Source organism: Nitrosospira sp. Nl5 (genome assembly GCF_900102495.1).
Taxonomy (GTDB): domain Bacteria; phylum Pseudomonadota; class Gammaproteobacteria; order Burkholderiales; family Nitrosomonadaceae; genus Nitrosospira.
Window position 1 is genome coordinate 1 of the sequence record NZ_FMVQ01000001.1, and the last position, 13975, is coordinate 13975.

Sequence of the window (13975 nt, forward strand, 5' to 3'; positions counted from 1 at the left end):
CATGGCTTCTTTGCCGCTCATGAGCTGGTAGAGGACCTCATCAATGATGCCCTCCTCGATGAGCGGTTCAATTCTTTTCGGGATTTTCATGGGCGTTGGGTGAGCGTGCAATATCTGTCGCACGCTGTTCATCTATCCTTGTCAATTCAAGAGGAATTAAAATGATGCAGCAGCAGGTTTCTTCTGCTGGCATCACGGCGCGATTCATTATCGTGCCTGCTAAAGAACCTGTTTCAGGCTTTGGTTTATACAGCCGTTTATTTTACCTTCATCCCAGGCTGTGCTCCTTCATCCGGAGCAAGCAGATACGGTCCGTCGTTCCCGTCACTTGCGGCCAGCACCATTCCCTCCGATATGCCGAATTTCATCTTGCGCGGTGCGAGATTCGCCACCATCACAGTCAGGCGGCCCTTGAGCTGTTCGGGGTCATAGGCTGATTTTATGCCGGCGAACACGGTGCGCTGTTCCGTACCAGTGTCCAGGGTGAGCTTCAGTAATTTATCCGCGCCTGCTATTTGCTCGGCATTGACGATTCTTGCTACCCTGAGATCCATTCTGGCGAACTCGTCGATGGTCATCATTGCCGACGTGTCGCCTTTTACGTTCTCTCCATTACGGGAAGGGGAGGAGGGGGTGGAGGGGGTGGAGGAATTGTTTTCCATAGTTTGCGCAGGTTTGATTTGTGGTGGCTGGAGGCTTTCTTTATTGACCTCGATCAGCTTCTCGATCTGTTTGGGATCGATGCGGGTCATAAGGTGTTCGTAATCGTTAATCTGGTGGCCATCAGGTAATAATCTGTTTTGTGAGCTGGCATCCTTCCAGACGAGAGGACTCACTCCGAGAAACCGCTCCGCTTCTGTGGCAAGTTTTGGCAGAACTGGTTTTAAATAAATAGTCAGAATGCGGAACATATTCAAGGCCACGCTACATACTTCATGCAGCTCCGCGTGTTTCGCACTATTTTTTGCCAGTTCCCATGGTTTCATCCGGTCCACGTATTGATTGGCGACGTCTGCCGCCAGCATGATTTCCTTTATTGCCTTGCCGTATTCCCTGTGATCATAAAAATGTGCAATTGAGACGTGGCGACCAAGGAAGGTATCTCCCTCTCCAAGCTGGCAGAAGAGAAATTGATTGAACCATTTTCTATTGGCTTCTGAAATGGTATGGATGAGCTTCCCCCCAAATCTCCTGGTGATGAAACCGGAGCATCTGCTGGCGATATTGATATATTTTCCCACCAGATCGCTGTTCACGCGTGCAATGAAGTCATCGAAGTTGAGATCGATGTCTTCCATGGTGTCGTTGAGCTTGGCGGCATAGTAATAGCGCAGCCATTCTGGATTGAGCCCCTGTCTCAAATAGCTCTCCGCGGTAATGAAAGTGCCGCGGGATTTGGACATCTTCTGTCCGTTGACGGTAAGGAATCCATGGGCGTATATCTGGGTTGGAGTGCGGTAACCGGAGAATTTCAGCATTGCCGGCCAAAACAGGGCGTGGAAGTAGAGGATGTCCTTCCCGATGAAATGCACCATTTCGGTATTGCCGCCGGGCTGTAGAAATTCGTCGATTTCTGCCTGCGATCGCTGCTTCTGCTTGAAGTAATTCCTGAAGCTGCCGAAGTACCCCACAGGGGCGTCCAGCCAGACATAGAAAAATTTCTTGCGTCCTGTGCCGGGAATCGGGAAGCCAAAATAAGGGGCATCCCGGGAAATGTCCCAATCCGCCAATCCGCCCGAAAGCCACTCATTCATTTTATTGGCTGCTTCAGGCTGCAGCCGCGGTTTCAGTTCCACCGCCGTACCGGATTGTCCTTCAAATGATTCAAACACCCACTCTTCAAGAAATGCCTTGCAGCGCGGGTCGGAAAGTCTGAAGAAATGGTGCTTCGAAGACCGGCGTTCCGGTTTTGCTCCCGATACAGTCGAGTAAGGGTTGATTACATCGGTCGGTGAATATGTGGCGCCACAAGCCTCGCAGGAGTCGCCGTATTGATCTTTGGCATGGCAATTCGGACATTCACCCTTGATGTATCGGTCCGGCAAAAACATCTGTTTGACCGGGTCATAGAATTGTTCGACCGGGCGTTTGGCAATCAAATCCCTTGCTTCGAGTTTTCGGTAGATATCTTCGCAAAATTCCTGGTTCTCGGGCGAATCGGTAGTGTAAAAATTATCGAAATCGACATGAAACCCATCAAAATCGGCCTTATGTTCATGCCATACTCGATCTATCAGTTGCCTGGGTGTAATCCCTTCTTGTTCAGCGCGAAGCATAATCGGCGTGCCATGCGTGTCATCCGCACACACATAATGCACCTCGTGCTCTTGCATTTTCTGGAAGCGGACCCATACGTCCGTCTGGATGTACTCCACCAGATGGCCGAGATGAATGCTTCCGTTGGCATAAGGCAAGGCTGAAGTGACCAGAATTTTTCGTTTGTTCATCAATTATCTATAGAAATAGCCAAATACAATTGTAACAAACTGCGGGCCTGGCGGTCTGTTGAACTGAAGGGGGCCGATAGAGAGTGATTTCTAACTGAGCTCTCCAGTTCTTGTTGATCGGGGCAATATGCAATCCAGCTACAGATTTGCGAGCCCCTGTTCAGCATATTCGTTCTCGATCTATTGTTGCTTTAATTTTTCCGGCCCCCAGATTCTCGACCGTGATATTTGTTAATATCCGGGGCACCGGTTTGTTGCCGTAGGACAAAGGAGTGATAACGTGGCTATCTCAGAACAGCAAGTACAATTCGCCCTCGGGCAAATTACCGATCTCAGCACGGGCAAGGATTATGTGGCCAGCAATGAAGCGCGCAACATAAAAATAGAGGGCGATAACGTATCGCTTGATATTGTGCTCGGTTATCCGGCAAAAAGCGTGATCGAAGGTATTCGGAAACAGGTGGTTGACCAACTCAAAAGCATTCCCGGTATTGGCAACGTGAATGTAAATATCACGAGCAAGATTGTTTCCCACAGCGTCCAACGGGGGGTAAAACTCATCCCCGGAGTGAAGAATATCATTGCCGTGGCGTCCGGCAAGGGCGGCGTGGGAAAGTCCGCCACAGCAGTAAACTTGGCGTTGGCCCTGGCCGCCGAGGGCGCTTCCGTCGGGATTCTGGACGCCGATATCTATGGTCCTTCACAACCGCAGATGCTGGGGATCACTGGCCGCCCCGAATCTCCCGATGGCAAAAGCATCGAACCGATGAAAGCGCACGGCATCCAGGCCATGTCAATTGGTTTCCTGATAGACGTGGAAACGCCAATGGTGTGGCGCGGACCGATGGTTACCCAGGCATTGCAGCAATTGTTGAACGACACGCGATGGAACGACGTGGATTACCTCATCGTGGATATGCCGCCAGGCACCGGTGATATCCAGTTAACCCTTGCACAAAAAGTGCCGGTTACCGGCGCCATTATTGTTACCACGCCGCAGGATATCGCACTGCTTGACGCACGCAAGGGGCTCAAGATGTTCGAGAAAGTGGGTATCCCAATTATCGGCATTGTCGAAAACATGAGTACTCACATCTGTTCCAAATGCGGACAGGAGGAGCATATTTTTGGCACCGGCGGCGGCGAGAAAATGTGCAAGGATTATGATGTGGAATTTCTGGGGGACTTGCCGCTCGACATTAAAATCCGCGAACATACGGATTCCGGAGCTCCCACAGTGGTCGCCGATCCAGAGGGACGCGTAGCGGAAACTTATCGCCGCATTGCGCGCCGCCTCGCGGTCAAGATCGACGAACTGTCGCTGGATCACTCTGCGTTATTCGCAAAGATTGTGATTCAGGATACGTGATAACTCGCGAAACCGGCGAGCGAAATGGCCGCCGGTCCGTGGTTCATTTGCCGCCTGTTCACCCCTAACATCGTTTAGCCACTTTCATCCTAAAAATGACTATAAAATCCGACAAATGGATACGTCGCATGGCGGCGGAACATCGCATGATTGAACCTTTCGAGCCCAATCAGATCAAGCATGTGAACGGCCACAAGATCGTTTCATATGGAACGTCGAGTTATGGCTATGATATTCGCTGCTCGGATGAGTTCAAACTGTTCACCAATATCAATTCCGCCATCGTCGATCCCAAGAATTTTGATTCCAACTCTTTCGTCGATGTGAAAAGCGATGTTTGCCTCATCCCGCCCAATTCGTTCGCGCTTGCGCGCACCGTTGAGTATTTTCGCATTCCGCGCAATGTGCTGACTATCTGCCTGGGAAAATCCACTTATGCGCGTTGCGGCATTATCGTTAACGTCACCCCGTTTGAGCCGGAATGGGAGGGCTATGTCACTTTGGAGTTTTCCAATACCACACCCCTTCCCGCCAAGATTTATGCAAATGAGGGGGTTGCCCAGGTCATTTTCTTTGAATCAGATGAAGTATGCGAGATTTCGTACAAGGATCGCGGCGGAAAATATCAGGGTCAGCATGGTGTAACCTTGCCGAAGATCTGATTTTGTTGCAGGAACGAGACATCCCGCTGCGAAAGGAACCAGAACGAGCGCCGCCGCAGTTTTAGCATATTTCTGCAGAAACCACAAATTGTAGCGCTGTAGGGGGATGTCCCCCCCAATATCTTCCTTCCAGGCTAGCATGACTCATATGATGTGGAGTGGATTTTTTGAGAGAATTTTCTCGGGACTATGTCATTTTTTTTAATCTGAAAAAAACGCTTGATTCCCGCGGAATGACGTTTATAATCCGCTTTTTTTCCGACGTATTAAGAACAGGAGGTCATCATGAAAAGCAAAGCAAACTATTTCGGTTCGGCTGATCTGGTAAACATCCATATTCCCGTAACGTAGCCTCCCTGAAGGAAGACTCTCATGCAAATGCGCACTACCGCTCTACGTAAAAAAGTAGAAGCCGAAGCTGTATTCGACACCCATCCCGAAGTGAGCCTGGATTTTGAATATGTCCAGGCAGCCCTGAAAAATGGCTACAGCAAGCCGTTCCTGCTGGTTGACAGCAACATTATCCGCAATAAAGCCCGTCGTTTCAAAGCTGCCATGCCGCTGGTACAGCCGCATTACGCAGTCAAGGCCAATCCCGAGCCGCGCGTGCTGAGAACCCTGATCGAGGAAGGTGCCGGATTTGAAATTGCCTCCATCTCTGAACTGGATCTCTTGATGAGCCTGGGCGTACCCGCTGCGGAGATTTATTATAGCAATCCGATGAAATCACGAGCCTATCTGGAATACGCAGCTTCCAAAGGCGTCGAATGGTACGTACTGGATAGTGTCGAAGAGCTACGTAAAATTGTGAGTGTCAAGTCGGATGCCAAACTGTATTTGCGCATAGATACCCCCAATATCGGCAGCGATTGGCCACTGGCAGGAAAATTTGGCACTCATGCCGCCGAGATCAAAGGCATTATTAGCGAGGCGGCGAAACTTAAAGCCGATCTCGCGGGCGTGACGTTCCATGTGGGATCGCAGTGCCGTAATCCGCAGAACTGGAGAGTTGGCATCGAGCGGGCCAAAAAGGTTTTTAGTGACATGCGGCGCGTAGGGTTGACGCCGCGCTTGCTCAATATCGGTGGGGGCTACCCGGTACGCCATATGAAGCCGATTCCTTCGATTGAAATAATAGGAGAGGTGGTGAATGCCGCCATCGCGGACTTGCCGAAGGATATTCGCATCATGGCCGAGCCGGGGCGCTACCTGGTATCGGACGCGGCTTATTTCGTCTGCCGCGTGGTAGGCACCGCCACCCGCAACGGCAAGCGCTGGATGTACTGGGATGCAGGAATGTTTGGCGGCGTGATCGAAGTCACCGAGGGGCTGCGCTATGAAATTCTTTCAGACCGTACCGGGCATGACATTCCCTGGTCAATTGCCGGACCTACGTGTGATTCAGTGGATATCCTGATGCGTGACGAAATGCTGCCGGAGGACATTCAGGAAGGCGACTTCATCTATATCCCCAATGCAGGCGCCTACACTACCGCCTACGCCAGCAATTTCAATGGCTTTCCGTTACCGGATGTGGTCGTATTGTAACGATGAGACTGCCAAGATAAGCAGAATTTTCAGAAACAGAAATAAGGATGGCGGGACGATAATGTGCCCGCCATTTTTTTACAGCTTTCAACGTTGGATTGATTTATCCTTGAATCAGATTTTTGCGGTCAAGTATTACAAAATCGTACTCCAACCCATTGTCTTCATCCAGACGGTATTTCTCACGAGAGGTCTCACGCCATTCGTCGTAATTGAATTCGGGAAATAGCACATCACCGTCGAAATCTCTTTGGATCTCGGTAAGATACAACCGATTGCATAGCGGCAGGGTTTGGCGGAATATTTCCGTCCCGCCGATCACAAAGCTTTCAGTCTCCATATCCGTCGTTTTTTTGTAGCAAACGTCCAGCGCTTCAGGGATCGAGCCCACGACGATAGCACCCTCGACTTCGTAATCTGGTCGGCGTGTGACAATAATACAGGTGCGCCCGGGCAACGGCTTTCCGATGGATTCGTAAGTCTTGCGCCCCATGATGATGGAATGGCCCATGGTGAGCGCCTTGAAGCGCTTCAGATCGGACGGCAGCCGCCAGGGCAATACGTTATCTTTGCCAATGACGCGATTTTGAGACATTGCCACCAGGAGAGAAAGACGCTGGCGGGTCATACTGCGACTGGCGCCTTGATCGCCGGATAAGGATCATAACCCTCGAGCATGATATCTTCATATTTGAAATCGAGGATGTCATGCACTGCCGGGTTCAGTTTCATTACCGGCAACGCTCTTGGTTTCCTGCTTAGCTGTTCTTGTGCTTGTGTCAAATGGTTGAGGTAGAGGTGCGCGTCGCCGAGGGTATGCACAAAGTCCCCTGGTTTCAAATTGCAACTTTGCGCCACCATCTGCGTGAGCAGGGCGTAGGAGGCAATGTTGAACGGGACGCCCAGGAAAATATCGGCACTGCGCTGATAAAGCTGGCATGAAAGCTTTCCACCGGCGACGTAAAACTGAAAAAGGGCGTGACACGGCGACAATTTCATTTCATGCAGCTCACCCACATTCCACGATGAAACAATTATGCGCCGGGAGTCAGGATTATTCCTGATCTGTTCGATTACCTGCGTGATCTGATCGATATGCTGTCCATCCGGACCCGGCCAGGATCGCCATTGACGGCCATAGATTGGGCCGAGGCCGCCGTTCTCGTCGGCCCACTCATCCCAGATGGAAACGCCATTGTCCTTTAAATATTTAATATTGGTGTCACCTCGCAAAAACCATAGTAATTCGTGAATGATGGATTTCACGTGGCATTTTTTGGTGGTTACCAGGGGGAAGCCTTCTGACAAGTCGAAACGCATCTGGTAGCCGAATACGGAAAGGGTGCCGGTGCCGGTGCGGTCCGATTTATTGTGCCCGTGCTTGAGCACATGTTGCATTAGTTCGAGATACTGGCGCATAGGAAATCAGGCAATGGAAAAGTCCTACTTGAGCTAAGGATGCGGCGGGCAGAATAGGCGCGTGGCGTATATAATAGTGGACTTATATTTTACAAGATAGGCCGCCAATATGTTGGCAACATTGACGCAGAATGCGTCCCCCCTAAGCGAATCAAGCAAGGCCATGCACATTCTGGTGGTGCTGCCAAAGTCGGGCAAATCACCGGATACGCTTCAGAAGAAGTTTGATTTTCCAGGTAAAGGCGTACTGGAAGCCTTGTTGGCGCGGCGCAAGATACAGTTCGAGGAGATTGGCGGTATGGCGGCCGCTAATCTCACAGGCGGCGCGTTGTGCGTCTGGGTGATGGTGGATTCAAGCCAATCCATATTCGAGCAGCAAACCATCGTTCGCAAAGCCGCCCAGATGCTGCTGGACGAAAGTCCCGCTGAAATACATCTTGCGGTTTATGGCGATACAGACGAAAAGCGCGCATTTGCGCAACTGGCGGTATATGCCGCCTGGATCAACGGTCCGGTATTGCCGTTGCGCAAAACCGACAAGAAAAAAGCGGGCAGGAAGCCGTTGGCGAGACTCGTGCTGCACGGATACAAGGAAGCAGGCAAGTTTGCGTTACTCCGCGCCAAGGCGGAAGGCAATCTGCTCACGCGCAAACTCACGGTATTGCCGCCCAACGAATTGACGCCGGGACTTTATCGCAAGCACGTCAGGAAACTTGCAGCCGGCGAAGGCTGGAAATATCAGGAATTTGACGTCAAGACGCTGCGTAAAATGGGTGCAGGTGCGTTTGTGGCTGTAGCCCAGGGTAGTGACCCTGAAGATGCCGCGATTGTGCATTTGCAACGGGTCGTCAAGAATGCGAACAAAACTGTGGCGCTGGTCGGCAAAGGCATCTGCTTTGATACGGGGGGCCATAACTTGAAGCCGGCTCGCTACATGCATGGCATGCACGAGGACATGAACGGCTCGGCGGTAGCATTGGGCCTTTTGTTGGCCGCGACCCGCGCCGATCTGCCAGTGAATATCGATTGCTGGCTCGCCATCGCTCAAAACCATATCAGCCCCCGTGCTTATAAACAGAACGACGTCATAACAGCCTTAAATGGAACCACCATCGAGATTATCCATACCGACGCCGAGGGCCGGATGGTGCTCGCAGATACGCTGGATCTGGCGGCGAAACGGAAGCCGGACATGATGATGGATTTCGCGACCTTGACCGGTAGCATGCACACGGCGCTCGGATCGCATTACAGCGGCATTCTCAGTAATCGGGAGGACCTGATACGGAAGGCGCTGATAGCGGGAAAATCAAGTGGCGAACGAATCTGGGCATTTCCAATGGACGCCGATTACGACACGGAGCTGGAAAGTACAATTGCCGATATTAAGCAGTGTACTCTGGAAGGCGAGGCAGACCACATTCTCGCTGCCCGTTTTCTCAGCCGCTTTGTGCGTGATATAGCCTGGCTGCATATGGATCTCTCCGCCAATCATCACAAAGGGGGACTGGGCGCGGTTGGGAGCGATGTTACGGGCTTTGGTGTGGCGTGGGGAATTGAGATGCTGGGGGAGGTACTTCAGACGGACTGATATGCCCAGCTGTTTTAGCGCCCCATCATTTGGTACTTCTACACCTCACCCGCGACACCGGTATCCAGCCTGCTGTCTTTGTGTTGGTGGGGTTACGCCGCGCTTTACCCATCCTGCATAGAATCATCGGGTAACTTGCCTGATAATACTATTAAGCTCGCAAGCTTGACGTCGTGAGCTTTACCCCCTGTTATCAGCATGGCGTCATGATTTTCCTTTATCTCTGTCCCCATACGTAACGGACAAACCGCTACCAGCGGCCGAGGCTGATCGCCTGTGGGGATCTTTTCTGTACGCGTGCCAATCGATCGCGGCTCGTGCTCAATTTTACCTGTGCATGAACCGGGCGCAGAGCAAGACCGCCCGGGCCTTTGAGTTTATCGGGATCAGGTTTTGTCATGGTGAATCCACCGGTAGATGAAATGCGGAGTAGAGGGGATATGTTAAACTTGACGCATTGATTTAGCGAGAAAAACAAAATGTCTGGCAATACTCTCGGCAAGCTTTTTTGCGTCACGTCTTTTGGAGAATCCCACGGCCCCGCCATTGGTTGCGTGGTCGATGGTTGTCCGCCCGGGATGGAATTATCTGCCGCGGATATCCAGAAGGACCTGGATCGGCGTAAGCCCGGTACTTCCCGTCATGTCACCCAGCGGCGTGAATCCGATACGGTGGAAATCCTCTCCGGGGTGTTCGAGGGCAAGACCACCGGCACGCCTATTGCGCTGCTGATTCGTAACGAAGATCAGCGCAGCAAGGACTATAGCAAAATCATGGATACATTCCGCCCCGGGCACGCGGACTATGTCTACTGGCAGAAATACGGAATACGTGATTACCGGGGAGGCGGGCGTTCCTCCGCACGCGAGACTGCCGTACGCGTTGCGGCGGCGGCGATTGCAAGAAAATGGCTATTTGCTAAATATGGGGTGGTAATACGCGGTTTTATGGCGCAGATGGGACCAATGGAAGTTCCGTTCAAACAGTGGGACGTGGTTCACCAGAATCCATTTTTTGCCGCGGACGCCAGCCTTGTACCGCATCTTGAACAATTCATGGATAAGCTGCGCAAGTCCGGCGACTCGGTCGGCGCGAAGATCAGCGTGGTAGCGGAAGGTGTGCCGGTCGGTTGGGGCGAGCCTGTGTATGATCGCCTGGATGCGGAAATTGCCTACGCAATGATGAGCATCAATGCGGTAAAAGGGGTGGAGATTGGCGCAGGCTTTACGGCTGTTGCCCAGAAGGGCACCGAGCACTCTGATGAAATCACCCCGGAAGGTTTTTTGAGCAACAACGCAGGCGGCATAGTAGGCGGTATTTCCACCGGTCAGGATATCGTCGTTAATATTGCCATCAAGCCCACTTCAAGCATCCGCCTGGAACGCCGCTCGGTAGACAAATCCGGAAAGCCGGTGATCATGACAACTCACGGCAGGCACGATCCCTGCGTGGGGATTCGCGCCACTCCCATCGCCGAGGCAATGCTGGCATTGGTGCTGATGGATCATGCCCTGCGCCACCGTGCGCAGAATGCCGACGTCGTATGTACAATGCCTAAAATTCCCGGCAAAATTGGCAAGGAAGGATCTATTCCGTCCCGTCTTGAGGCAGGACCGGACTTCGCGGAAAACCCGGAACCGGACGAGGCTTGAATACCGGAGGCCGCCGCCTGGACCGTGAGGGTGTACTTAAGTCCAATTGTCCAAATCCCCAAACTCGGTAAGATGCTGTTAATAATCCGGCCACCACTTTTATATGAAAATGGAGACCGAAAATTATTCGGAGAGCATGGGGAAGATGGACCTGAAAAGAATTTTTGCGCTGGCTGTCATGATATTAATCGCTTCCCATGCAAATACCTATCTGGGTAATCACGCTGAGAAGGCTCCTTGCGAGCTAACAGAAAGAGCTACCACCTACCCGGCTGTAAATGAATACGCATCCTACCAATAAGTAAACTCCCAGCAAATCAGTTTGATTGCTTTCTTTCGAGCTCCAATAAATTTACCAGCTCATTCTCCCAGGAGATCCTTTAAGGGCGATTCGCTGGCTGGGGCTGGCATCCCGATAAAATAGCCCTGCGCATAGTCCACCTCCATTCTTTCAAGCACGGAAAGTGTGGCTGAGTTCTCTACGAACTCGGCCGTTGTCTTCTTCCCGAATCCTCTCGCTACGTCACATAAAGCTCTTACCAGGATTTGATCGTCCGGACTGTCGGCCAAATTTCGTATAAACGAGCCGTCGATTTTTACTACATCAATCGGAAGTTGCCTGATGTAATAAAAGGAAGAAAAGCCCACGCCAAAATCATCCAGGGTAAAACTGCAACCGAGCATCTTGATCGTTTCCATGAGCTTCCGCGCAGCGGGTAGATCTTCTAAAGCCGCCGTCTCGGTTATTTCGAACATGAACATTGTTGGATCCGCGCCATAGTGAACGAAAGCTTCGGTCAAGATCGATAACAACTCCGGATCATGAAATGCATGGGCGGACAAGTTGATGGAAAAACGCACGTTGTGCCCGCGATGCTGAATTTCGGCCGAGAGCGCAATGGATTTCCGCAACACCATATGATCAATGGCATGAATCAGGCCGGTCTGTTCTGCCGCGGGTATAAAGAGGTGGGGAGCAAGTATGGCTCCATCGTTGTCAGGCATGCGCAGCAGTACCTCGTAATGGTCGATGGTTCTACTCGGAATATGCATGATAGGTTGAAAGTGGAAGAAGAATTTGTCATGCAAAAAAGAATATTCAATCTTCTCTTTCCAATATACAAGGGTATGCATGCGCTCACGGGTCTTCTCCTCGTCAGAGAACAGATGCCAGCCTCCACGCCCCGCTTCCTTTGCCTGATACATGGCGAGATCAGCCGCCGCCAGCAGATCATGAACATTATTTCCATGTTCCGGGAAGAGGGCAATACCAATGCTGGCTGAAGCTTTATGCGCTCGTCCGTTTATCGTCAATTTTCCCTGACTGAGAGAGATCAGAGCATTTTTTGCAACCTCTATTGCCCCTTCCGCAGTGGTTTGAGGCAAAATCACCGCAAATTCATCTCCACCCAGACGCCCGAGTATGTCGACGCTGCGAATGCTGCCAAGCAACATGCGCGCGATCATCTTCAGCAACGCATCGCCGGCCTGGTGGCCGCTCGTATCATTAATGTACTTGAACTGGTCCAGGTCGAAAAAGAGCAGCGCACCCGAATAGTTATAACGGGCAGCTAAATTGAGCATCTGCTCCAACTCTTCCTGAAAGCGGCGCCGGTTGAATAAATCCGTCAGCGGATCATGATCGGCGAGCCAAGCCAGCCTGCCCTCCGTGCGCTTGTGTTCCGTCATGTCGAGGCCTACCGATAACATTGCCGGGTCCTCCGCGGTATGCCGTGTCAGACGGGAATGCAGCCAGAGAATATGACGCGCTGATCCATCCTTACACAATATATTCGCTTCATGACGCAGTTGTTCCCTTTGTTCAGACCGCACTTCCTCGAGATGGGCAGGCAGGTCTTGCAGATCACCTTCGAGAACAAGAAGCTCGATGAAAGGCTTTCCGCGCAATTCTTTTTCCGTATACTGAATCAGCGTCTCGCCATGGGCATTAAGCGTGAGAATTTCACCATTGACGTTTTGTGTCAGCACAATCACCTGAGCGATATCAAGGAGGTTTGTAATGAAATCTCTCTCCTTGCTTAATTCATCCATTTTCCTCGCAAGAATCCGCGTCCGGTCCGCGACCTGATTTTCAAGTTTTTCGAGTTGATAGGACAGGGCGACCGCTGTTTCATCGAGCATGTCAATTTCATTATTTAGCCATTGTTTGTGACCGGCAGAATGAAGTGAGGAGCGGAAATCCTTAAAGCTGCTGCGAGCCAGGAGGGGCAAAGTAAAAACGATGTGTTTGAGCCGCGACAGTGGTTTCGTAAGAATTACAAATAATAATATTTCGGAGAGCAAGAGTCCCACAAGACCGATTATCATATTCTGTTGGGTCGAACTGCGAATCGTATGGATAGTGGAAGTGATATCGGTGATAACGACCAACTGTGCCTTGTCGGATGCGCTGACTCTTCCCAGGGAAAGCAGTTTTATTTGCTGATGACGATCGCCCCAGAAACCCTGAACCCCATTTTCCAGGCTGTTAAAACTTGGATATTGCTGCGCAACGCTATTGAGAATCGCGCGATTTCTCTCGCTGCTGGTGAGGGCCGCAACCCGCACGCCCCAGTTTGAAATTCTCGCGTCGCTACCTTTTGGAACGCCACTTTGCTCTTTAATGAGCAAACCGATATCCGCGCCTGAAATATTCTTGAATCCTAAAATAGCGTCAACCAGAGGTGCGCCGATGACTACTACGCCAACACTGATTCCTTCTACCAGCAAAGGCGCTACGGCGAACTGCATGCAACTTTCCTCGCAATTGAAAGGGCTGATGGGCTGTTCTCGGGCATTGACCTCACGGACCCAATTCGTTATGAGATCGTTTCCATGCGTATCGGGTTTGTCGCCGCCCCAGCTTGCCAGAAGCTGATTTGAGCTACCGTAGAAGCGTATCAGTTCGATACCCTTATTGAGTTGCAACGGTGTCCAGTGCGGATCGAATGTTTCAGAGATATCTTTTCCGTTGCTCGCGAGCAGCACCGGCGCCATCCCCTCCAAAAAAGGAATCAATCCTGCAAGCTGATGCAGATTCTGCGAAATTTGCTCGATCAAGCCTTCAACTTCGCTGGCATAACGCTGATGTTGTACATCTCTTTGGCGTTCGAAATTATCTATCAGGCTTGAGTAGGTGATTACACTGAACGACGCGACGATAGCGAACAGTATCAAGCTGCTTAACAACAGGACTTTCCATTTCAGGCCCAAAAATTTGTATGGCCTGGACCTTTCGGTACCATCACGTTCTGCCGTACCTTTATGGAGTTTCTGTTCCATCGGCA

The 13975-nt window shown here is 51.3% G+C and carries 10 protein-coding genes and 1 pseudogene; 5 read left to right on the forward strand and 6 right to left on the reverse strand.

What is annotated here, in order from left to right:
- A pseudogene (locus BLP45_RS14825) lies at positions 1-90 on the reverse strand (serine protein kinase RIO); the annotation flags it as partial.
- Between the two features lie 167 nt (positions 91-257).
- Positions 258-2447 (reverse strand): methionine--tRNA ligase, encoded by a 2190-nt coding sequence (gene metG, locus BLP45_RS00005; protein WP_090368554.1) that lies wholly within the window; start codon positions 2445-2447, stop codon positions 258-260.
- Between the two features lie 280 nt (positions 2448-2727).
- Between metG and apbC the strand changes: the two genes are divergently transcribed.
- From apbC to BLP45_RS00020, 3 genes are all read left to right on the forward strand, one after another.
- Positions 2728-3816: an iron-sulfur cluster carrier protein ApbC gene (apbC, locus tag BLP45_RS00010; RefSeq protein WP_090368558.1), complete on the forward strand. Its 1089-nt coding sequence runs from the start codon at positions 2728-2730 to the stop codon at positions 3814-3816.
- A gap of 95 nt (positions 3817-3911) precedes the next feature.
- Positions 3912-4478: a dCTP deaminase gene (gene dcd / locus BLP45_RS00015; protein ID WP_090368560.1), complete on the forward strand. Its 567-nt coding sequence runs from the start codon at positions 3912-3914 to the stop codon at positions 4476-4478.
- A gap of 372 nt (positions 4479-4850) precedes the next feature.
- The gene (locus tag BLP45_RS00020; protein WP_090368563.1) at positions 4851-6026 is read left to right on the forward strand and encodes a type III PLP-dependent enzyme; all 1176 of its coding nucleotides are present in this window, start codon (positions 4851-4853) and stop codon (positions 6024-6026) included.
- A 103-nt stretch (positions 6027-6129) separates the two neighbouring features.
- On the opposite strand, the gene BLP45_RS00025 is transcribed toward BLP45_RS00020, so the two are convergent.
- Together BLP45_RS00025 and BLP45_RS00030 are read right to left on the reverse strand one after the other, a co-directional pair.
- Positions 6130-6654 carry a dihydrofolate reductase gene (locus BLP45_RS00025; RefSeq protein ID WP_090368566.1) on the reverse strand — a complete coding sequence of 175 codons (525 nt, stop codon included), beginning with the start codon at positions 6652-6654 and terminating at the stop codon, positions 6130-6132.
- Entirely contained in the window at positions 6651-7445 is a 795-nt protein-coding gene (locus BLP45_RS00030) for a thymidylate synthase (protein WP_090368569.1), read from the reverse strand. Before BLP45_RS00030 ends, BLP45_RS00025 begins: the two co-directional genes overlap by 4 nt.
- A gap of 109 nt (positions 7446-7554) precedes the next feature.
- On the opposite strand from BLP45_RS00030, the gene BLP45_RS00035 reads away from it, so the two are divergent.
- The gene (locus tag BLP45_RS00035; protein ID WP_090368572.1) at positions 7555-9036 is read left to right on the forward strand and encodes a M17 family metallopeptidase; all 1482 of its coding nucleotides are present in this window, start codon (positions 7555-7557) and stop codon (positions 9034-9036) included.
- A 250-nt stretch (positions 9037-9286) separates the two neighbouring features.
- Here the strand turns inward: BLP45_RS00035 and BLP45_RS14480 are convergent, their stop codons facing one another.
- On the reverse strand, positions 9287-9436 hold the full coding sequence (locus BLP45_RS14480) for a hypothetical protein (RefSeq protein WP_176754607.1): 150 nt from the start codon (positions 9434-9436) through the stop codon (positions 9287-9289).
- Between the two features lie 79 nt (positions 9437-9515).
- On the opposite strand from BLP45_RS14480, the gene aroC reads away from it, so the two are divergent.
- Entirely contained in the window at positions 9516-10688 is a 1173-nt protein-coding gene (gene aroC, locus BLP45_RS00040) for a chorismate synthase (RefSeq protein WP_090368575.1), read from the forward strand.
- 360 nt (positions 10689-11048) lie between these two features.
- On the opposite strand, the gene BLP45_RS00050 is transcribed toward aroC, so the two are convergent.
- Positions 11049-13970 (reverse strand): bifunctional diguanylate cyclase/phosphodiesterase, encoded by a 2922-nt coding sequence (locus BLP45_RS00050; protein WP_090368582.1) that lies wholly within the window; start codon positions 13968-13970, stop codon positions 11049-11051.
- Positions 13971-13975: the final 5 nt, after the last annotated feature.